The organism is Candidatus Contubernalis alkalaceticus (genome assembly GCF_022558445.1).
Classification (GTDB): domain Bacteria; phylum Bacillota; class Dethiobacteria; order SKNC01; family SKNC01; genus Contubernalis; species Contubernalis alkaliaceticus.
The window spans coordinates 1,967,498-1,987,779 of sequence record NZ_CP054699.1; the positions used below are offsets into that span (position 1 = coordinate 1,967,498).

At 39.7% G+C, this 20,282-nt stretch carries 25 protein-coding genes; 7 read left to right on the plus strand and 18 right to left on the minus strand.

What is annotated here, in order from left to right; all coding sequences use genetic code 11:
• Positions 1 to 160: 160 nt before the first annotated feature.
• Entirely contained in the window at positions 161 to 640 is a 480-nt protein-coding gene (locus HUE98_RS09780) for a DUF456 domain-containing protein (protein ID WP_241420476.1), read from the plus strand.
• Positions 641 to 673: 33 nt separating this feature from the next.
• Here HUE98_RS09780 and HUE98_RS09785 read toward each other — a convergent pair whose 3' ends face one another.
• The 14 genes from HUE98_RS09785 to HUE98_RS09845 all read right to left on the minus strand — a co-directional run bounded on the left by HUE98_RS09785 (position 674) and on the right by HUE98_RS09845 (position 13,516).
• Positions 674 to 2,404 (minus strand): hydantoinase B/oxoprolinase family protein, encoded by a 1,731-nt coding sequence (locus tag HUE98_RS09785; RefSeq protein WP_241420477.1) that lies wholly within the window; start codon positions 2,402 to 2,404, stop codon positions 674 to 676.
• 36 nt (positions 2,405 to 2,440) lie between these two features.
• Positions 2,441 to 4,486, minus strand: coding sequence for a hydantoinase/oxoprolinase family protein (locus HUE98_RS09790; RefSeq protein ID WP_241420478.1), 2,046 nt, complete (start codon positions 4,484 to 4,486; stop codon positions 2,441 to 2,443).
• 124 nt (positions 4,487 to 4,610) lie between these two features.
• On the minus strand, positions 4,611 to 5,351 hold the full coding sequence (locus tag HUE98_RS09795) for a 7-carboxy-7-deazaguanine synthase QueE (protein WP_241420479.1): 741 nt from the start codon (positions 5,349 to 5,351) through the stop codon (positions 4,611 to 4,613).
• Between the two features lie 33 nt (positions 5,352 to 5,384).
• A complete protein-coding gene (locus tag HUE98_RS09800; protein WP_241420480.1) occupies positions 5,385 to 6,044 on the minus strand; it encodes a 7-cyano-7-deazaguanine synthase in 660 nt (219 codons plus the stop codon).
• Position 6,045: 1 nt separating this feature from the next.
• Positions 6,046 to 6,444: a 6-carboxytetrahydropterin synthase QueD gene (gene queD, locus HUE98_RS09805; RefSeq protein ID WP_318036553.1), complete on the minus strand. Its 399-nt coding sequence runs from the start codon at positions 6,442 to 6,444 to the stop codon at positions 6,046 to 6,048.
• Positions 6,445 to 6,770: 326 nt separating this feature from the next.
• Positions 6,771 to 7,193 (minus strand): hypothetical protein, encoded by a 423-nt coding sequence (locus HUE98_RS09810; RefSeq protein ID WP_241420481.1) that lies wholly within the window; start codon positions 7,191 to 7,193, stop codon positions 6,771 to 6,773.
• A 183-nt stretch (positions 7,194 to 7,376) separates the two neighbouring features.
• Positions 7,377 to 9,206: an adenosylcobalamin-dependent ribonucleoside-diphosphate reductase gene (locus tag HUE98_RS09815; protein WP_241420482.1), complete on the minus strand. Its 1,830-nt coding sequence runs from the start codon at positions 9,204 to 9,206 to the stop codon at positions 7,377 to 7,379.
• Positions 9,207 to 9,508: 302 nt separating this feature from the next.
• On the minus strand, positions 9,509 to 9,784 hold the full coding sequence (locus tag HUE98_RS09820) for an amphi-Trp domain-containing protein (RefSeq protein ID WP_241420483.1): 276 nt from the start codon (positions 9,782 to 9,784) through the stop codon (positions 9,509 to 9,511).
• 64 nt (positions 9,785 to 9,848) lie between these two features.
• Positions 9,849 to 10,400 (minus strand): phosphodiesterase, encoded by a 552-nt coding sequence (yfcE, locus tag HUE98_RS09825; protein WP_241420484.1) that lies wholly within the window; start codon positions 10,398 to 10,400, stop codon positions 9,849 to 9,851.
• Between the two features lie 58 nt (positions 10,401 to 10,458).
• Positions 10,459 to 10,662: a glutaredoxin family protein gene (locus HUE98_RS09830; RefSeq protein WP_407080257.1), complete on the minus strand. Its 204-nt coding sequence runs from the start codon at positions 10,660 to 10,662 to the stop codon at positions 10,459 to 10,461.
• A 119-nt stretch (positions 10,663 to 10,781) separates the two neighbouring features.
• Complete coding sequence (locus tag HUE98_RS09835) at positions 10,782 to 11,660, minus strand: deoxyribonuclease IV (RefSeq protein WP_318036554.1); 879 nt, start codon at positions 11,658 to 11,660, stop codon at positions 10,782 to 10,784.
• Positions 11,642 to 11,884 carry a zinc-ribbon domain-containing protein gene (locus HUE98_RS18115; protein WP_407080258.1) on the minus strand — a complete coding sequence of 81 codons (243 nt, stop codon included), beginning with the start codon at positions 11,882 to 11,884 and terminating at the stop codon, positions 11,642 to 11,644. The genes HUE98_RS09835 and HUE98_RS18115 overlap by 19 nt, the downstream gene beginning before the upstream one ends.
• A gap of 162 nt (positions 11,885 to 12,046) precedes the next feature.
• The gene (locus tag HUE98_RS09840; protein WP_241420487.1) at positions 12,047 to 12,346 is read right to left on the minus strand and encodes an MTH1187 family thiamine-binding protein; all 300 of its coding nucleotides are present in this window, start codon (positions 12,344 to 12,346) and stop codon (positions 12,047 to 12,049) included.
• A gap of 135 nt (positions 12,347 to 12,481) precedes the next feature.
• Positions 12,482 to 13,516 (minus strand): DUF1786 domain-containing protein, encoded by a 1,035-nt coding sequence (locus tag HUE98_RS09845; protein WP_241420488.1) that lies wholly within the window; start codon positions 13,514 to 13,516, stop codon positions 12,482 to 12,484.
• A 355-nt stretch (positions 13,517 to 13,871) separates the two neighbouring features.
• Between HUE98_RS09845 and HUE98_RS17650 the strand changes: the two genes are divergently transcribed.
• Positions 13,872 to 14,003 (plus strand): hypothetical protein, encoded by a 132-nt coding sequence (locus tag HUE98_RS17650; RefSeq protein WP_277623662.1) that lies wholly within the window; start codon positions 13,872 to 13,874, stop codon positions 14,001 to 14,003.
• Positions 14,004 to 14,030: 27 nt separating this feature from the next.
• Here HUE98_RS17650 and HUE98_RS09850 read toward each other — a convergent pair whose 3' ends face one another.
• Positions 14,031 to 14,855: an MBL fold metallo-hydrolase gene (locus HUE98_RS09850; RefSeq protein ID WP_241420489.1), complete on the minus strand. Its 825-nt coding sequence runs from the start codon at positions 14,853 to 14,855 to the stop codon at positions 14,031 to 14,033.
• 280 nt (positions 14,856 to 15,135) lie between these two features.
• Between HUE98_RS09850 and HUE98_RS09855 the strand changes: the two genes are divergently transcribed.
• The 4 genes from HUE98_RS09855 (at position 15,136) to HUE98_RS09870 (ending at position 16,580) form a co-directional block, all read left to right on the plus strand.
• Positions 15,136 to 15,363, plus strand: coding sequence for a hypothetical protein (locus HUE98_RS09855; protein ID WP_241420490.1), 228 nt, complete (start codon positions 15,136 to 15,138; stop codon positions 15,361 to 15,363).
• Between the two features lie 23 nt (positions 15,364 to 15,386).
• Positions 15,387 to 15,983 (plus strand): spore coat protein, encoded by a 597-nt coding sequence (locus tag HUE98_RS09860; RefSeq protein ID WP_241420491.1) that lies wholly within the window; start codon positions 15,387 to 15,389, stop codon positions 15,981 to 15,983.
• A gap of 119 nt (positions 15,984 to 16,102) precedes the next feature.
• Positions 16,103 to 16,303 (plus strand): hypothetical protein, encoded by a 201-nt coding sequence (locus tag HUE98_RS09865; protein WP_241420492.1) that lies wholly within the window; start codon positions 16,103 to 16,105, stop codon positions 16,301 to 16,303.
• Between the two features lie 16 nt (positions 16,304 to 16,319).
• Positions 16,320 to 16,580, plus strand: a complete 261-nt coding sequence (locus HUE98_RS09870; RefSeq protein ID WP_241420493.1) for a spore coat protein — start codon at positions 16,320 to 16,322, stop codon at positions 16,578 to 16,580.
• A gap of 132 nt (positions 16,581 to 16,712) precedes the next feature.
• On the opposite strand, the gene HUE98_RS09875 is transcribed toward HUE98_RS09870, so the two are convergent.
• A complete protein-coding gene (locus HUE98_RS09875; RefSeq protein ID WP_241420494.1) occupies positions 16,713 to 16,913 on the minus strand; it encodes a cold-shock protein in 201 nt (66 codons plus the stop codon).
• Positions 16,914 to 17,265: 352 nt separating this feature from the next.
• Here HUE98_RS09875 and thiD point away from each other — a divergent pair, with 352 nt between their 5' ends.
• Positions 17,266 to 18,639: a bifunctional hydroxymethylpyrimidine kinase/phosphomethylpyrimidine kinase gene (gene thiD, locus HUE98_RS17795; protein WP_318036491.1), complete on the plus strand. Its 1,374-nt coding sequence runs from the start codon at positions 17,266 to 17,268 to the stop codon at positions 18,637 to 18,639.
• Here the strand turns inward: thiD and HUE98_RS09890 are convergent.
• The gene (locus HUE98_RS09890; RefSeq protein WP_241420495.1) at positions 18,614 to 19,483 is read right to left on the minus strand and encodes an aminotransferase class IV; all 870 of its coding nucleotides are present in this window, start codon (positions 19,481 to 19,483) and stop codon (positions 18,614 to 18,616) included. The genes thiD and HUE98_RS09890 overlap by 26 nt on opposite strands.
• Positions 19,484 to 19,542: 59 nt before the next feature.
• Positions 19,543 to 20,277 carry an MBL fold metallo-hydrolase gene (locus HUE98_RS09895; protein ID WP_241420496.1) on the minus strand — a complete coding sequence of 245 codons (735 nt, stop codon included), beginning with the start codon at positions 20,275 to 20,277 and terminating at the stop codon, positions 19,543 to 19,545.
• Between the last annotated feature and the right edge of the window lie 5 nt (positions 20,278 to 20,282).

Below are 20,282 nucleotides of genomic sequence, written 5' to 3' on the forward strand. Positions count from 1 at the left end.
TGTCACATTTCTTACACTTTGATTTCTTTTTTATGTATATAATTCCTTCTGTTCATCTCTATGTATTATCTATAATATTATTAAAATATAATATGGTAACAGGAAGGATATTAAACCCCTGTGTTGTATTTAATTAAAAAATGTAAGGAGTGATATTTTCTTGTCAATAACAGGCTTAATTACTGCTTTGGTTATTTTTATCCTGGGTTTTTTAGGAACCATTCTCCCTGCCCTTCCCGGCCCCATTTTAATCTGGGCTGGAATGCTGGTCTATGGTTTTTTTGTTGATTTCAACAATCTACCGGTCATGTTTTACGTCTCACAAGCCCTGGTAGTGGGACTGATTTATTTGATAGACTACTTTTCAGTGGTTCTGGGCGCAAAAAAATATGGCGGTTCCAAGTTTGCGGGCTGGGGGGCAGCGGCCGGTATTCTTGTAGGCCTTTTTACCCTGGGACCTCTTGGTGTTATTGTTGGACCCTTTGCCGGAGCTGTGCTGGTAGAAGTAGTAAGGGGACGCACTGCTCAAGAAGCAATCAAGGTTGGAATAGGTACCCTGTTAGGATTTCTGGGGGGTACCTTTATCAAATTATTGATAGAAGGTGTAATGGTCATTTGGTTTTTAATTAAGATATTTTAATAACTCATTTCATACGCTCTCATTGCTTTATTTCTAAATTTCCATTTCACTTTTCCGTAAAGCCTCAGTTTGCCTCTGATCCACCTCATATGTTTCGGGGTCAATTACCACCCCATATAAATCCCGGGCCCTTTGAATAGAAACCAGCGCTTTACTGACGTCCCCGGCAACTTCTTGGGGATCTCTTTTTAGAGGAGAACCATATCCGCCGCCTCCGGGAGTATTATAGATAATTACGGTTCCCTCTTCCACCTCTGTGGTTAATTTCGGCTGTTTTCTTTCCTCTTTTCCCTTTGAATCTATTAAAATGTTCTGGGAATTACCCCCCGGCAGTCCTCCATTCATCCCCCAGGGCCTAAGATCTCCCCTCTCTGAACTCAGTGTAACCTGAGCTGTATGTCCCATTACCTTAACTGCTCGACATAAGCCCATGCCACCCCTATGTCTCCCTGGGCCCTCGGTATCAGGCCTCAAACTATAGCTTACAACCTGTAGGGGATAAGATATTTCTATCACCTCTGAGGGGGTGTTGAGGGTATTGGTCATATTGGTATGAACTCCATCCATTCCATCACCCATAACATTTGCCCCCTGTCCTCCACCGTAGGTCTCTACATAAGAATAAAACTCTTTAGTACGGGGGTCTATCCCTCCAATGGTAAAAAGCCCCATGGTTCCAGCACTGGCAGCAGTTACTTTATGGGCAAGAAATTGAGCAAAACAACCCAATATTACATCAGCAATTCGCTGTGCCGTATTGATGTTGGCACCTGAAACCGGTGAGGGGAATTCAGGGTTTACTATGGTACCCGGTGGAGTGATTACCTCCAAGGGAAGAGAAATTCCTTCATTTGACGGTATTTCCGGATTCAAAACCGCTTTTACCGCAAAGTAGACACAGGCCAGGGTTACAGCCCGGGTTGAGTTTACAGGACCCCGGGTTTGAAGGTCACTGCCGGTAAAATCTACCTTAATATTGTCTTCCCTGACAGTAACTGCTGCTTTAATGGTAATTCTATTGGAGGTTATGCCGTCCCCCTCCAGGTAATCGGTAAATTGCCAGGTTCCTTCTTCTAATTTTTTTATTTCCTCCCGTAAAGAACGCTCCGAATAGTTAATTAACTCCTCCATATAAATTAATATTTTTTGAAGTCCATACTTTTGCACCAGTTCCAACAGTCGTTTAGCTCCTACAGAATTGGCAGCTATCTGTGCTCTTATATCTCCGTTAAACTCAAAACCAGTTCTTACATTATGAGACAGGACTTTCATTAGCTCTTGATCAAACAATCCTTTTTTTAGAATCTTAACCGGGGGAATCCTCAAACCCTCTTCAAAGATTGAAGCTGCATTGGTGGGAGTACTCCCTGGAGTTCTGCCCCCTACATCTACATGGTGAGCCAGGTTTGCCATCACAGCAATCAATTCCCCTTGATAAAACACCGGCATAAAAATACAGATATCCGGCAGGTGAGAGCCGCTTATATATGGGTCATTTATAATTAAAGCATCCCCCGGTGCTAAATTTTGTACCGGGTATGCCTTTAAAACCTCTTTCACCACGGACTGCATCAAACCCAGATGAAGAGGGATATGCTCAGCCTGGGCTACCAGGCGTCCATCCCTGGTATAAATTGCCGTGGAACAATCTTTTCTATCTTTTATGTTGGGAGAAAGCGCAGTCCGGATTAAGGTCACACCCATTTCCTCCGCGATCGATTGCAGCGCGTTTCTCATAACTTCTAAGGTTATAGCATCCACCACAGGAATTTCCTCCTTCTGCCTTATGTTAGATAATTATTAACCGGTGATAATCAAGTTTCTATATGAATCGATATACGCTGTTTTTCCCGGTGTAATCACAGTAGTTGAATCTAGCTGCTCCAAAAGCGCCGGTCCCTTTATTTTACCCCCCGGAGCCATTTCATCCCGATTATATACAGGAGTTTTAATATATTTCCCATTATAATAAATACTTCGAAAAATATTTGAAGCCCTGGAAAGGTCTCTGTCAACCAGTCTTTCGGCTTTATGCTGGAAAGAATGCATCTTCCCTACCACAGATAGCCTTACATTAACAATTTCAATAATTTCCTCCTGACGATTATAACCATAGGCTTTTAAATGAATATCATGAAATTCGTTAACCATTTGTTCTAAGGTTTTTTTATTCAGTTCCTCTGCACCCAAAGGAATATTTATTTCATACGCCTGCCGGGGATATCTCAGGTCTGCACTACGGTAAAACAGCAGATTCTCATATTTAAACCCTTCTCTTTCCAGTTCCTTCAGGGCTTTTGACTGTAATTCCTTAAATAAATCCTCTAGATAGTCAACCTGGATATTTTCTTCCCTCATAATCCGGGTTAAAACATAATCTCTTCTAATATCTGCCGCCAACATACCCATTGCAGAATTGATCCCCGGCTGAGCTGGAACTATTACCTTATTTATGGCCAATTCCTGAGCCAGCTCCAGAGCATGTAAAGGACCTGCCCCACCAAAGGCTACCAGAGCAAACTCCCTGGGGTCAAAGCCTTTTTCTACAGAAACCACCCGAATTCCCCTGACCATGTTGGCATTGACAACTTTAATAATTCCCTCCGCTGCTTCTTCTAAGGTCAAACCCAAAGGTGCCGCAATATGTTTCTGAATTGCCTGAACCGATTTTTCCGGGAATATCTTCATATCACCCGCTAAAATATATTCAGGGTTAATCCTGCCCAATACCAGGTTTGCATCAGTTACTGTAGGCCTGTCTCCCCCTCTACCGTAACAGGCCGGCCCTGGAACAGCTCCAGCACTTTCGGGCCCTACTTTTAGCGCTCCACCGGAATCAATAAAAGCAATACTTCCGCCCCCGGCACCCATGGTATGAATTTCTATCATGGGTAGTCGTAAGGGATAACTGCCTATGGAACTTTCCGTAGAATAACGGGGTTGACCCTCAACAATAAGAGAAACATCCAGGCTGGTCCCCCCCATATCCATGGTAATAAGATTTGGTTCTTCCATTAACCGGGATAAGTGTACCCCGGCGTTAACTCCCCCTGCCGGGCCTGATAAAAGTGTCCTGGCACTATGTTCCCGGGCCATCTTAGAGGAAATGATGCCACCGTTGGACTGCATTATATAAAGGGGTGATTTAATTTTTTCATCTGTCAACCTCATCTCAAGGTCTTCCAGATATTTTTTTATGGTCGGCATAACATAGGCATTTATACATACCGTGCTGGCCCTCTCATATTCTCTAAATTCGGGAAGAATTTCTGAGGAACAACTTACAAATACCTGCGGCAGCTCCTTTGTAAGTATTTTTTTTACTATTTTTTCATGCTGTGGGTCAAGATACGAATGCAAAAAACAAACTGCCGCCGATTCTATGCCTTTTTCCTTGAGTATTTTTACCAGAACAGATAAATGTTCCTGGTTCAAAGGTGTTTCAATCTGGCCGTTATAGAGAATTCTTTCCTCTACTTCAAAACTTAGCTCTCTGGGAACAATAGGTGGAGCTTTCGTCTGAAAGAAATTATACAGGGAAGGGCGGGTCTGCCTGGCAATTTCCAAGACATCACGGAAACCCTGTGTGGTAATTAAAGCAGTAACAGCTCCCTTTAATTCCAGCAGTGCATTAGTAGCTACAGTAGTTCCATGGAGAAAGTATGAAACTTCCTGTGAGCTGACTTTATTTTCAGTTAAAACTTTTAAAACTCCTGTCATTACCGCTATGGCGGGATTATCAGGAGTTGAAGGAACCTTCGTAATATGTAGTTTCTTTCGATTCTCATCCAGCAGGGCAATATCGGTAAAAGTCCCCCCGGAATCTACAGCTATTCTAAAAGTCACTTCCAGTCCTCCTAATTTGTTACATAAATATTTAGCTGGCTTTAGAGATTATGAACGACGGGGAAAGACGGTGCTTATAAGTGAATATTTCAAGCCTGACCCCTGACCAACTGATTTTAATATTTTAGAGATACCCCATAATTATATGAGTTTGTGGAATCACCCTTACTCCGGATAATATTTTAAGAGAAGATGAATGTAACTCCATTAAATAACTGTTGGATATCCCCAGGCTGTCAGTTTTGGCAGTCACCGGCTGCAGTACCACTGGAACAGATGAGGAGACGTCTCTTACAGCTCTTATGTATTCCATAAGCTCTTCTTTACTGCTGTCTCCGGTAACCACAATTTTCACAAAAACCTTTTTTTGCAGGGAAAGCGTTAAAAATTCCAGGTGTTGTTTCAGATAATTATCCCCACCCAACAAATGGGGAAGCTTAAAATCCATAGCTATATAATCAATCCAGGGAAGCAGTTCCTTTAATTCTTCAATTAAGGTTCCATTGGTTTCTAAAAAAATCTCAAGACCGGTTTCCTCTCTAAAGGCCGGTAAAAATTTTTTTAAAAATTTATGATGCAAAAGAGGTTCTCCCCCGGTAAGGCTCACAGAGTGATGTAGTTTAACAGGAAATAAAGTAACAATTTTTAAAAGTTCCTGCGTATTCAAAGGATTGTCCCTTAAAAGATACTCCCCGGCAGTTTCTTTCAGTTCTACACGACATTTTAAAGGGAGTTTATTTTGAACAGTATCACAAAAAGAACACTGAAGGTTACATCCAAAAAAACGAAGAAATAACTGACGGTGCCCAATATATATTCCCTCCCCTTGAATGGAAGAAAATATCTCAATCAGCCGTGCTTTCATGCCTAACACCTCAGATTTTAGGAATCTGTGTTATTATGTACGTTTTAAATCATTGTAATGAAGAGCCTTTAAATAACAAAGGCAACCCTCACATTGAGTACATAACTTATCTCCCCCTGATTCACAAGGCCATATATGTTCAAAGGGGAGTTCCAGTTTCATGCCCAGGTTTACTATTTCTTCTTTGCTCAAGTTCTGAGTGGGACAGAGAACTTTTAACTCCTTTAGCGTGGACATCTCTAATTGGCTATTAATGGAATCCTTAACCTGCTGAAAACTGTTACGGGGGAACATGTCCGCATCATCCTTGTTAAAGCCGGCAATAATTAAAGGAGCATCCAGGCTCTCAGCATAGGCTGCAGCGATGTTTAAAAAAAATCCGTTACGGTTTGAAACCCTAAATGAATTAAGGTCGTTTGATTTATTATCCTGTTCGTTGGAAGACAAGCCCAATGCTTTCTTTTCGTCGGAAACCAGGGCGTTATGTAGAATATTTTTAAACAAAGGTACCTCCACCACATTTAAGTCTACTTCGAAATATTGGGCCAATCTTTCCGAAGCCAGTTTCTCCTTAGCTGCTGAATTTTGCCCGTAATCAAAGTTCAAGCATAGGATCGGATACTGATTTCTTTTTGCCCAGGCCAGAGATACCGCAGAATCAATTCCCCCGGACAAAAGAACTATGGATTTCATCTTAATCTTCCTCCCGGTATGATGCATAGGCATCATCTGATTCCCAGACCGTGACTTCATGCACAGTAATAGATTGGTCAACTACTTCTAAAACATCTTTCAATTTCTCATATATGTAACCGGCAAGGTTTTCCGCCGTAGGGTTTAACCCTTCCTCAGTAAAAGAAGGGTGTTCATTTATTAAGCGGTGGTCAAATTCATCAGTAATCTGTTCAACCAGGTCTTCCAGAGCATGAAAATCCATTACCATCCCTTGAGAATTTAACCGGCTTCCCCTTACCAAACATTGGGCCGTAAATGTATGTCCGTGGATATTGGCACATTTTCCTTGATAATTTCTTAAAGAATGGGCAGATGAAAATTTAATTGTTACACTTAAAGTAAAGATGCCTTTTCCCAGAGCAGGATTTCCCCTTTCTCATAAAAACCTTATTATCTCTTTTTTTTAGGGTATAAGACCCCTACCTCTAAGCGTTAGCGTAGGTGGGGCTTTAATCAGGGGAGTAGAGTCTCCACCTGATTCCTTGATGTGTTTTGAGCTTGCTGAAACCAGTTCACTTTTATGGGTATAAACATATCATAATTTATAATAACTATCAAGTCTGAACCTGTAACTATATTCCAATACTTTATACCTGAAAAGCACTGTGAGATGAAAGCTCCTTTTTTAGTAAAATGGAAATGAAAAAAAGGCAGCCCTCTGGCTGCCTTTTTTAACTTTTCTTTTTAATAATCAGCAAATTCAATTAAAACAGTGTCGTTATCCCCTACCCAAAGGATAACGCTCATCTCTCCATCGGCAGAAAAAACAAAACAATTCATAACTTCGTCTTCCTCGACGGTGTAGTTTGGCAGATTCTTTTCATAAAAATCCTTTACATCCTCAACACTGTCCGAAGTTATAAAGATTCCTGGAAATTCGTCTTCTTCAGCTGAACCGGGATATTTAGGTAACTCCGCGGCAGCCGTTTCTCCTGCCGCTTCCTCTTCTTCTTCCTCGATAGTTATTTCTGTTTCTTCAACATCAGCTTCAGTAGTTGTATCCTCCTGAGGAACAGGTTCTTCACCGCCATTACCACAGCCAACACCGAAAAATACCAGTGACAGCATTAACATTAATACCAAAAAGCAATAAAAAATCTTCTTCATGCTCTACCCCCTTTTTTTCTAAAATCAAAACTTTCCTTTAACAGTAATTGTTACCTTTTTCCCTATTGTATATAACTATTAGACAGAAAACAATAGATAAATACAGACTATTCCAACTATTAATACTTATTAAAATCCACATGGTTGACATTTACCACTGCTTTCCCATTGAACCAGGGTGCTTCAACCGCATTCTGGACAATTTTTTTTCGTAGTGCCGTTAATTTTTGGTATAATGGGGGTTTTCAAAGATTCATCCTTCCCGGGTATCCCAATGTTTAAAACCTGGGAGGCCCTGGAACAATTACGATAGACAGTAATTCCTTTGCATCCTGACTTCCAGGAAAGTTTAATGGCCTCATCCAGCTCTTTTAGGGAAGCATTAAAAGGTAGATTTATAGTTTTGCTCACAGCATTATCGGTATATTTCTGAAAAGCCGCCTGGTGCCGGACATGCCAGGTATAATCAATTTCCAGTGCATTTTTAAAAATGTTTTGAATCTCCTCTGGAACCTGTTTGTCATTTTGGACACTACCGCTTTCAACAATACGCTTCTCCAGTTCCATGGAGTAAAAACCATCCCGCTTTGCTATTTCCATAAATAACGGATTTACCTCCAGCAGGTCAATGCCCCCCAGGACATTCTTTCTTGCGAAGGCAATACTGAAATACGGTTCTATCCCACTGCTGGCCCCGGCAATGATGGAGATTGTGCCGGTAGGGGCAATAGTGGTCCTGGTGGCATTCCTCACTCTGTCTTCTTCTTTTCCGGTGTCATAGATACTGTCTTTAAAGTTTGGAAATACCCCCCGCTTAAGAGCCAGTTCAACAGATTTCTTTTTAGCTTCTTGATTAATGAAAGACATCACTTTCTCAGCCAACTTCAGAGCTTTTATACTATCATAACAAAAACCCAACCTAACCAGCATGTCATGCCAACCCATAACTCCAATCCCAATTTTCCGATTTCCCTGATGCATTTTTGTAATCTGAGGAATCGCATACTGACTGGCATCAATCACGTTATCTTCAAAATGCACCGCTGTGTGAACTACCTTCCGCAGCCTATCCCAGTCTACCTGAATTTTTGAGTTCACCATCAATCCCAAGTTAATGGAACCTAAACAACAGGCCTCGTAAGGCAAAAGAGGCTGCTCTCCACAAGGATTACTGGTTTCATATTTCCCAAGGTGAGGGGTTGGATTAAATTCATTCATCCTATCTATAAAAATTATTCCCGGTTCCCCATTTCTCCAGGCTCTTTCTAAAATCAGCTGAAAAAGGCCCCGGGCGTTCATCCTTTTTAAATTGCCTGTCTCCGGGTCAATATGGGGGTTTTTTGTGCGGGGATTTACCAAATAATAATCCGGGTCAGGATCATCCCCCCTTACTTTTTCCATGAAGCTGTCGGAAACAGTAACGGAAATATTAAAATTTGTAATGTCTAAATCTGACTCCTTACAGGTAACAAAATCAACTATATCGGGATGGTCATAAGGCAAAGTCCCCATACTTGCCCCCCGACGGCTTCCCCCCTGTTTTACCGCTTCCGTGCCGCTGTCATATATTTTTAGAAAAGATATGGGACCGCTGGCCACCCCAAAGGTGGATTTAACAAAATCCCCGGCGGGCCGGAGCCGGTCAAAGGCAAATCCGGTTCCTCCCCCGGTTTTCTGCACCAGAGCCATATGTTTTAACGTTTCAAATATTGATTCTATGCTGTCCTCTATAGGCAGCACAAAACAGGCAGACAACTGTTGAAATTCCCTGCCGGCATTCATCAAAGTTGGGGAATTGGGTAAGAATTCTAAGTTATTCATTACCTCAAAAAAACTGCTCTCTATTTTCTGGGTTTCCTCTTCTGACTTACCATAGTAAAGACAGTCCACATGAGCGATATTAGCAGCTACCCTTTTTAACATCTGCTCTGGAGTTTCCAGGATCCCCCCCCCAGCATCTTTCATCAGGTAACGTTTTGCCAGCGTTATTTTGGCGTTATCACTTAACTTCATAAAGGTTTCCCCCTTAAAAACTGACTTAGTACCTAAAAATTATTACTATCCTATAATCTCCCCGGCAAAGCCATGATATTCCTGTTCTAACTGCAGGGCAGCGTTTAAATGTTCATAAAACCTGCTAAAACATATTATATCAAACAAGAGGTTTTCCTTAAAAGACGCTTCTCTCCTCTCCACAGCAATCCAGCAGGGCCTTGACTTACAAAATATAAGAAAACCCTGTGCAAGAACAAACAATCTGCGCCGGGTTTTCTTATATTTTGCAATTCTGTTCTAAAGGAACCTCTGATCCTACATTACACAATGTCTACCTTTCCGCCCTGCCCGCCTACGCCGGGTTTCCACTCTAATTCAATCTCAAACTGGTGTTTTGTTTCCCCTTTAATCTCATATTTAAGCTCCAGCTTGGTAGAACCATCGGGGCGGACCTCAATCTGTCGGTCTCCCTGGGTTAGATTGAAAAAACCTTGTTCTTTTAACTTTTGTCCTGCCAGAATCAAGAAATCTGCAATCTCCTGAACGGACCTGGGTTCTTCACTGGAAAAGATTACTTCTTCTGATTTCCCAGACATAAATTCACCTCCTTTATTTCTTATTGGAATATCTATTTTTTCTCTACACTGTTTTAATACGTTCTTAAAATGATATCTCTTTAAAAGGCTCCCCTTTATCCAGAGTTATAATTCTTGCTTTCTTTTCTTCAGTATCGATAATTCCTACCGTAGGTTCCGTATGAAAAGAAATGGAAGGTGAGCCGGGATTAAACAATATGGTATTTCCTGAAAGATTGGCAGTGGGAGTATGTATATGCCCAAAAACTAAGATGTCAGCATTATATTTATTTCCCAGTTCAGAAAGCTGCTCTTCTGAACAGTTTGTCCCATGCAGCATTAATATCTGAAGGCCCTCCAAACTGCAGAAGAAATAAGGGCTCATAATAGGAACCTCTAGCATTACCTCCTCTACTTCTGCATCACAGTTTCCCCTGACCACAAATACCGGTATGGGGGAATTATTTAAAGCTGCTGCCAGTTCCTTGGGGTCATAACCCTGAGGCAGAGGGTTCCTGGGTCCGTGATAAAGGACATCTCCCGCATGAAGAATGAACTGACACCCCGCAAAATGTTCCATTGCCTTATTCCAGGCATCGAGAGAACCATGGGTATCACTAATTACACCTATTTTCATTTAGAAAACCTCCAACAAGAAAATTATTTAACAGCGCAAGGCTGTTTACTTATATTTTTCAGCCTTTTCCCTCGAACCCAACAGACTCTACCTTACCTTCTTTAATCACTACCGGCACCTTGTCTACCTTTAAAATATCTTTGACAAAAGATTTGGCATCCTGGTCTTTAGAAACGTCAATCTCTACATAGGATATACTTTTACTTTTTAAATCCTCCATTAATTTCTGACAATGCGGACAGCCAGTCTTAATATAAACCATTAAATCTTTAGGGTTAATTTCTTTCCCCTCCTTTCTTTTAAAATGTAATAGTTAAAAGAATAGTAATCACTACCCGGGAGAAAAAATTAATTATCTAAGTTTGATTAGTTCCCGTGGACTTACTCCAGCCAAGAATAGACTTGCTCTATTTCCTCACCATACTCTTTATAATTTTCAACAGGGGTCTCGATAATATACGGAACTTCTTGAAAAGCAGGGTTACTTAATATATTCAAAAATCCCTCTTTCTTTATGTATCCCTGCCCCAACCTTTCATGTCGATCCTTTTTGCTGCCCAAAGGAAACTTACAGTCATTAAGGTGAAAAACTTTCACTTTGTCCAGACCGAACATCTCATGGATTTCTTCTATTAATATCTCTAATCCCTGGCTGCTTCTAAAATCATAACCGGCGGCAAAAAGATGACAGGAATCAAGGCAGACTCCCAAACTTTCAGGATTCCCCAACCCCTCCATAATGGCACGAATATCCTTCAGGCTTCCCACTTCACTTCCCTGCCCAGCCATGGTTTCCAGAAGAAGGGAGGTTTTCCCGGAAAATTGCAATAAAGATTCTTCCAAGGCTTTTATGATTCGATAAATGCCCTTTTCTTTTCCCTCCCCCAGATGGCTGCCGGGATGCACAACCAGGTATTCTGCCCCAATGGCCTCCATTCTTTCTAAATCCTCCAGAAGCACTTTGCTGGCAAATTTATGTATCCCTTCTTTAGGAGTAGCCAAATTTACTACGTAGGGAAGATGTCCCACAATGGGGTAGAGGTTTTCTGCTGCCCTTACCTCTTTCCACAGCTTAATTTCCTCTTCAGATATTTTTCTAGCGGCGCCTCCTCTGGGATTCCGTGTAAAATATTGAAAGGTGTTTGCTCGGACTTCCCCGGCCATCTTTGCGGTTTTGTCCAATCCTTTAGCAATCGACAGATGACAACCTAGACGTAAAATGATATATTCCTCCCGTACAGTCAGATATTTTGAATAAATTTATAGTCTTTTAATTCCTCCTGTTTCAGCTGGTATCCATACTTACAAATGGTACAACTTAAAAAATATTTTTTATCCCAACTTAAAACCGGGATGAAAAAAAGGCCCAGCCTCTTTTTTATTTCCACGATATTAAAAAGGCACTCATTATGGCAGTTAGGACACTTATAGAAACCTGCTTTTCCCAAAGTTTCTATTTTCTCACCGATTCCCAGAAGTATCAAAATAAAACCACTCCAATCCCTACAATAAATATTATATCATTATTCATATGGAAAATTAAAGTATTTATCTCTCCAACTGGGAAATAACCTTAATAGAACCGATGAGGATAATTTTTGAGAAAGGACTTATCCCCGCACTTAAAAATAAGTCCCTAAAGGGACTTATTCCATAGGATCAATTACCGCTTCAACCATATTTTCCATGTCTGTTGATTTATCAATTCTTTCATCCAATGAAAAAGATGTGATTACTCTCTCGGCACCCATCTTCAAAGTAATTTCGTGCATTCTTTTGGCGGCCTCAAAAAGCTCATCTTGATCCCCTTCAATAATGGTTGACATGGCATTCACTTCATATTTTAAACCCATTTCCTGGGCAGCCTTACAGGCCTTGGTTACAAATGAACTTATACTGGCCTCATCAGTCCCCAATGGAACCACATTTATCTGTAATATAGCCACATATCCACCTCCCTAAAATCTAATAAATCTTATTGTGTTAAACTTATTTTTTTCATAAAATCATAAAATATTCAGAAGCAAGCGCAAACCAGGAATAAATAGGACCTGCCTTTTTAATCAAGCCAATTATATCAATTATGGTTGAACCGATAGAGCTGCTGATACCAACCCGAAAGGACCGGTCAGCATCATATCCCCATAAGGTGCTGCAGGATAATATCCCAGTTCAACAGCCAGATTCCTCTGGGGTCCGGTGACAGCAGTAAAACTGAAATCTCCTTGAATCTCTTCACTGATATAACACCCGTGCCCCCCACTGTCAAAGACTTCATCATGAGTTAGAGAAAAATCCTGAAGTTTTTTTACATAATAATCAATTTGGGAAGGGTTTAATATCCCTGTATGATGTTCAAACAAGCCATGAATTGCAGAGCCCCGGAGCAGTACCGCAAAGGTATGCTGGTTTCCCATATTTATCAAGGTTAATCCATTTTCCCTATGCCCGGAAATCTCCTTATCCTCTAAGGCTCCCCAGACTGCAGCGGAACAAGTATCCATCATCAAAGCCCCGGGCAAAAGCCTCTGGACCGACTGCATCCGGGTTAGATAGGAAGGGACACTATAATATGCAAGGTTTTTAATTTCTCCACCTTCTTTAATAAATCTCTTCCAGTGTTTAAATCTAAAAAGCCGGTTGCTCATATCCAAAGACTCTCCATGATCCTGAACAGCAACGGCAAAAACCTCAGGCATTTCTATTTCAAAATTATTAAATATCTTTCTTAAAGAATCCAGGTCAATATCTCCCATTTGCAGGTTTTCCACGCCGGCAGGAGCGCTGTAAGTTATTTCCACTCCCAAGTCTTTAACCTTTTTCGGATCATCTTTTATGGTTTTTGCCGCCTGTGCAGTGGCGTATACCTTAAGTCCTTTATTCAAGTGATTTTTCAGCGCCCGCACACAAGGTCCGCCTCCCATCACGTCTCCGTTTAAAAATAGCGGTTTATTATCATTTGTTAGTTTTCTTATTTTTCTGGCCAATACCACCGTTTGGGAAGGCAAAATCATCTTGTAACAGTTTTCCATGGGGTAAGCAGGATCGTACACCAGTATATCCTGGGTACCTCCTCCTACATCTACCGCCAATATTCTTTTTTTTAAAACGTTCATTTCTCTCTCCTCCAAATTAAAGAGTGTCCTGCTCTTCTTTTTCTTCTTCTTGTTGTTCCTCCTCATCTTTTAAATGCAGGCGATTCTCATCTGATTTGACTGCACAAGAACCTTGTGCGGAATCCTTCCCTCATGAAGAAACCCCAAAAAAACCGGACACAGATACAAATAAAACAAATACGATTAATAATATGGTAAAAAAATCCATTCCCTAAAAGCCCCCTATATAAATTTTTTTTCCAACTTCAAACACCTTTCACAAGACAAGCCCTATCCCCACCTGCTTATAGATAATATTTAACAGGATTATTTTTTCATTTATATAGCAAAATAATAACATAAAGGAGGGATCAATATGTTTCTTAGTATGGATAAAAAGCGGAATAAGAACTGGTCTGTTTTGATTGCATTGCCCCTGGCTGCATTTCTGTTAGGGAAAATGGTGGGAGACATGATGAATAAGGATATGCTGCATAAAAGGGGGTAATGCCCCTCCTTTTTTTTCTTTTTACAATTACAATGTCAATAAATTTATTTCAGTACCGACAGGGCAGGCAAATACTTTCTCCTTAAATTTTTGTTTAAAAAGGCAAAACGCCTTTAACCCTGTACAGTGGCAGAGGCCAAAGAATTCTACCTCAAGTTTCTCCATTTCCCTGACGATTTTAATTATTTCTTCATCTTTCAATCCGTTTAAATGAAAGCCACCCATCACAGCGTATATTTTTTCTCCGGTAATCCTTTTAATGTGCTGTAAGGTTAAAGTTATGCTGTTATGGGAACATCCTGAAAAAACCACCAAACCCTGAGGTGTTTTTATATATAGTACTTGTTCATCCCGGAAGGTATCCTCTACATATTCATCATTCCAAATCTTAAAAATTCCTTCTTGATTCTTAAAAATACCATAAGGCAGTTCTCCAGATAGAAAAATACAATCCTCTATTTCTACAGTTTCCGTATTAAAAATAATATTTTCAGAAATTTGATTCTTAATCTCATGAGGAATCCCAATTTCTATAAATTCGTTCCCCTGAACTTTATATTTTTTGTTCAATAAATCTAAATGGCCCCGAAAGGTTAGATTAGGATTAGCCTCAAGTAGAACCCCAACTCCACCGGTATGGTCATAATGTCCATGAGATAAGATTACTGAAGATACATTTCTAAGGTTTAACCCCAACTGCCGAATATTGTTTTTCAGACCTAACCCCTGTCCGCTGTCAAATATAAAGCTTTGACTATCTTTACGAATATAAAATGACAGCCCATGTTCCGCCAAGAGCCCTTTGCTGGTCACTGTATTTTCAATTAATACTCTAACTATCAATTCCCTCATAATCAATCCCTCATTTTTTTTACTTGTCTCAAAAAACTTACAGGCCCCTGTTCCCTCTTATCTACTCCTCTAATCTCTCTAATGATCAAATTAAAATAATTTTAAGGTAAATATTTCTACTATAATTATAACCTAAATCAATTACTTGTTGTTATCTTTATTATTTTCACACTAAAAAACCTTATCCTTATTTCGTATATTTTAAAATCTGCCTTTTTTTAATGAGTATATAAACTTTCCACACGGTAAAAATATTAAAGAAACGAAAGGAGTGAATATCATGTCTGTACAAATCAATAAAAATGTAGGCAAAGCAGAATTTATGGCTCTTTACGAGCAGTACCAAAATGAAAGTCTCTGCAGCAAAAAATGTCAGGTCTTTTCGAATCAAATTCAGGATCAGTCTTTAAAAAGCATAATTCAGGATATAGGATCCCAATGTCAGAACAGAGCCGACCGTCTCTCCCAAGATCTCAGGGAAGCCGGCGGAGGACATTTATTATCATAAAACAATAAGAGGGGGTTTGAAAAATGAATACGAACCAATTCCTGACAGAAAATGATATGGCAGGAGACCTGTTAAAGGACATCAATATGAGTGTTACAGGTTACGCCTATGCGGTACTGGAATCTTCGGAACCCTATTTCCGGAACAACTTTAAAGATTTTTTAAATCAAAGTATAAACGCTCAAGAACAGCTCTTTCAATATATGAAACAGCAGGGAATGTACAAAGTTCCAAGAATACACGATGAAAACATGGAAGCCAGTCCAACCTTAGGCGGGAATATGAACTTAAACATGGGGATGCAGAGCAACCCTCAAATGGGAAGCCAAGTCAATACCAACACTAATCCCCAAGTCAGCAGTATTTCTTCCGGAATTCAGGAAGGCTTTCAGGCCAGACAAAGTATCAACACAAACACAAACCCAAAATCCAGTGACCTTACAAAAGGATTACAGGGTTCTAATGTAAGCATAAGTATTAATACTGATACCAATCCTCAATCCAGCAATTTAAAAACAGGTCTGCAGCCTGTCCAAAATTTTGCCAGGAACTTAAACACCAGTACCAATCCTAAAATATCTGATCCAAAAAACAGCATTAAAAAAGACATGAAACGATAATTTTTTTTAGCCAGTTATTTTGAAAAACCCCTAATTACAGGGGTTTTTTATTATGGATATGAAATGTATATATTGCAATTCTTCAAGGAATAATAAAGTTTAAAGAAAGGAGGGATTTAATGCATCATCTAAGTGGTAAAGAGCTTATGCACCTGGAGGATCATCTAAATATGGAAGAATTAATGGTTAAAAAATTAACCCAGTGTCAAGAAATGGCTGTAGATCCAGAAGTTAAAAACATTTGTGGACAATTCATTCAAAACCACAAAAATAACTTTCAAACTATAGTTAAACATATCAAAGATAAAAATTTACAATAAAAGGAGGGTAAATGAAATGCCTGCTATGAAAGACCAGGATATTGCCAATTCCATTTTAAATGACTACAAGTTAATGTGCAGCAGTATTAACACATATATTACCGAAGCACAAAATCAAAACTTAAGAAATGACTACATAAATGTCCTTCAGGATATGTACAACTGCCAAAAGCAAATGTTTGACACCATGAGTCAAAAAGGTTGGTATCAAGTGCAGAATGCGGATATGTCTGAAATCGCCAGGGCACAACAGCAATATGCAAAGGTACAACTCTAAACTACCTGTAACAGCCGCCTTATACGTTCTGAGGCGGTTTTTTTTATTTTAAATGCTTGCATAACTGCTGTACAAGAATAAAGCATTCTCCGAAAAATCCAGAAAATGCTTTAATCATCTGTTTAACAATATTTAGAGAATGTTAACATTGGCGGCCTGGGGTCCACGGCTGCCTTCAACAACCTCAAAACTTACTCTCTGTCCTTCTTCCAGGGTTTTAAACCCATCCCCTTCGATGGCAGAAAAGTGAACAAAGACATCGCCACCCTGCTCCCTTTCAATAAATCCATAACCTTTTTCTGTACTAAACCATTTTACTTTTCCTTCTTCCAAATCTTGGGCCTCCTTAAAAAAATTATTCATTAAAAAGTGGAATCTTAAGCCCTTCCACCCTTATGTTTTTTTAACATGGATGAGAACAGCAATCTTCACTTTTTAATCGTTATGTCTACAATACCACATACCAAGGTCTTCCACAAGTTTTTCATAAATATTTTTTAAATATTTTTATTTTTATTATTTCCTAAAAAACTAATAAAAATTTATTTTTGTTAGTTTTTTTGTTGAATCATTTTTTATTATAATGTACCCTAGATATACAGGCAGCTGTCCAGCTGCAAATTGTAAAGAGCCATATTATCAATACTAATTGGTGAAAATAGTTAAAGAAATGAGGATAAAAAACATGAAAAAAGTTCTTACCATAGCCGGTTCTGATTCTGGTGGCGGTGCAGGAATCCAGGCAGACCTTAAAACGTTTGCTGCTTTAGGTCTCCACGGCCTTTCGGCGATCACTGCATTGACCGCCCAAAATAGCCTGGGTGTAATGGGAATAAGGGAAACCCCGGGAGATTTTGTGGAAGCTCAGTTAGAAGCAGTTTTAAAAGACTTTAAAGTCTCTGCCTTAAAAACCGGTATGCTGGCCAACAATGAAATTATCCAAACAGTATCAAATATCATTAATAAATATCAATTGAAAAACCTTGTAGTAGACCCTGTAATGGTGGCTCAAAGCGGTGATCCGCTGCTGAAATCACAGGCAGTTAAAATATTAAAAGAGAAACTGCTTCCTCTATCCCTGATCATTACACCTAACATTGATGAAGCTGAAATCCTGGCTGATATGGAAATAAATGATATGGAGGGAGTAAGAAAGGCGGCAAAAATTATCAAAGAATATGGGCCTGAATATGTGATAATAAAAGGGGGACATCTTACTCATCAAAACAAAGCCATAGACATACTTTATGACGGAAAGGATATTCATTCCTTTGAAGCACCCCTGGTAGATACCAAGAACACCCATGGTACCGGCTGTACTTTTTCCGCTGCCCTGGCCTCTTACCTGGCCCTGGAATATGATGTATTAAAAGCAGTGGAAAAAAGCAAATATTTTATTACCACAGCCATAAAATATTCATACAAACCCGGACTGGGATATGGCCCGGTTCAGCCCCTGGCAGAAATATTAAATGAAAGAGAAAAGACAGAAATTCTAGAAAATTTAAATAAAGCCCTTTTAATTTTAAAAAGTGTTCCCATAACCCCCCTGATTCCAGAAGTACAATCTAACCTGGTAATGGCTCTGCCAAAAGCCTCCAGCATTGATGAAGTTGCTGCATTTCCCGGCAGAATTATTAAATTAGGTAATAAAATCACCACCCTGGCAGAACCACAATTTAATTGTTCCCGCTGGATGTCCCGGGTAATTCTGGCTGTTACCAAAAACAATTTTGCTTGGCGTTCAACTATGAATATAAAATACAGCACGGACATAATCAAAACCGTGAGAAAAGCAGGGTTTATCGTGGAAAGTTTTAAACGGGAAGAAGAACCACCGAATTTAGCCCTGGATTCCCAGTATGAAAACGCCGAGTGGGGAACAGATACTGTTTTAAGGGGGACAGGTTTTGTCCCAGATGCTATTTATGATAAAGGTGGTTTCGGGAAAGAAGGAATGATCCGAATTTTTGGTAGGGATGCCTTAGATGTGGCACACAAAGTTTCAATCATAGCAGAAAACTATTTCAAGTTCAAACAGAACGAAGATTTACAATAGACTTTTTATATTCACTTCTTAAGAGCCGGGCTATGGGTCCCGGTTCTCCATTACCCACCAGGTTGCCGTCAACCTGAACCAGGGGCATAATTTCCATTAATGAATTGGTTAAAAAAGCCTCCTGTGCATCAAAAAGCCGGTTGGGATTTAGAGATTTTTCCTTTATCTCAATATTTTTTCTTGCCGCCAACTCTATTACTCTCTGCCTGGTGATTCCGTTTAATATTCCGCAATTTAAAGTAGGAGTAAACAGAATCCGGTTTTTTATAATAAATAAGTTGCTCACTGTGCCTCCAGACAAGTTCCCAAAAACATTTAGAAGGAGACCCTCCTCCGCCTTCCTTTCTTCTGCTTCCATTTTTGCTATTATATTATCCAGATAGTTTAAGGTTTTTAGTTTGGATAGAGGTGAAAAAGGATTCCTACGGGTATTGTTTATAATAACTGCAGTAAAACCCTTTAAGTATGTTTCCTCACTATACGGTATTGTAAAATTAGGCACCACTATTACCACAGAGTTGGTAGAATCTTGAGGAAGCAGTCCCCTTTTTCCCACCCCTCTAGAAAGGCTGAGCCGTAAAAACCCCTCCCCTAACTGATTCATTCTAATTACTTTTTTAAATATCTCATCATATTTTTTCATATCTTTGTCTATAGGAATTTGCAGTAGTGAGGATGCTCTAAACAAACGGGTCAGGTGCTGTTCAGCCAAAAAAACTTTTCCTTGATAGACTCGGAGGGTTTCAAATAAACCATCTCCATAAAGAAAGCCCCGATCAGAGGCTGAAATCATCACTTCTTCACTGTTTATATAATTTCCATTAAAATAACAAATCCCCTCCATATATTTCTCCCCCACACTTTTCTATGATTTATCCAAATTATATAATGCCTCCGAAGTTGTTAAACCTTAAAAATCAAACCCTCTTCTGCCAGCTCCGTTTCGGCAAATTCCTCCACTGCCTCAGAAAGGACTACAGATCGTGCATTTTTAGGATGCAAATGTGTCAATAATAATCTATCCACTTCAGCCTTTTTTGCAATTTGAGCAGATTGAAAAGACGCCAGGTGATTTTTCCTGCCCAGAGAAAGATCCTCTGAAGTATAATTAGCTTCACAAAGAAACAGGTTTGCCCCCCTGACAAAATCTGCCAACCCGTCAAAATACTCTGTATCCGCCGAATATACCATTTTACTGTTACCTTGATTCACTTTAACCGCACAGCAGTACAAAGAATGAACCGTAGGGAGAAAACTTAATTCAAATTCCTTAATAGATAATTGTAAGCGGTGGTCTATAGGAAATAACTCAACAACATCTTTATACTTCAACATATTATACAGCTCAAAGGGTTTGGCCGGAGCATATATTTTTAAGGGGTCCTTTCTTTTGCCCAGTACCTGCGCCGTTTCAAAGGCATAGCGGACTACAAAGCAATCGGCAATATGGTCCATATGAAGATGTGAAAGAATGACAGCATCCAATTCAAAAAAATCAGTATAATTTTGAAGAACGCTAAAGGTTCCATTACCGCAGTCCAACATTACTTTTGTTTCACTGCCCTCCAAAAGGTATCCGGAACAGTTTCCCCCCGCATCAGGATAAGGTCCCGAGCTTCCCAGCACAGTTATCTTCATATTAC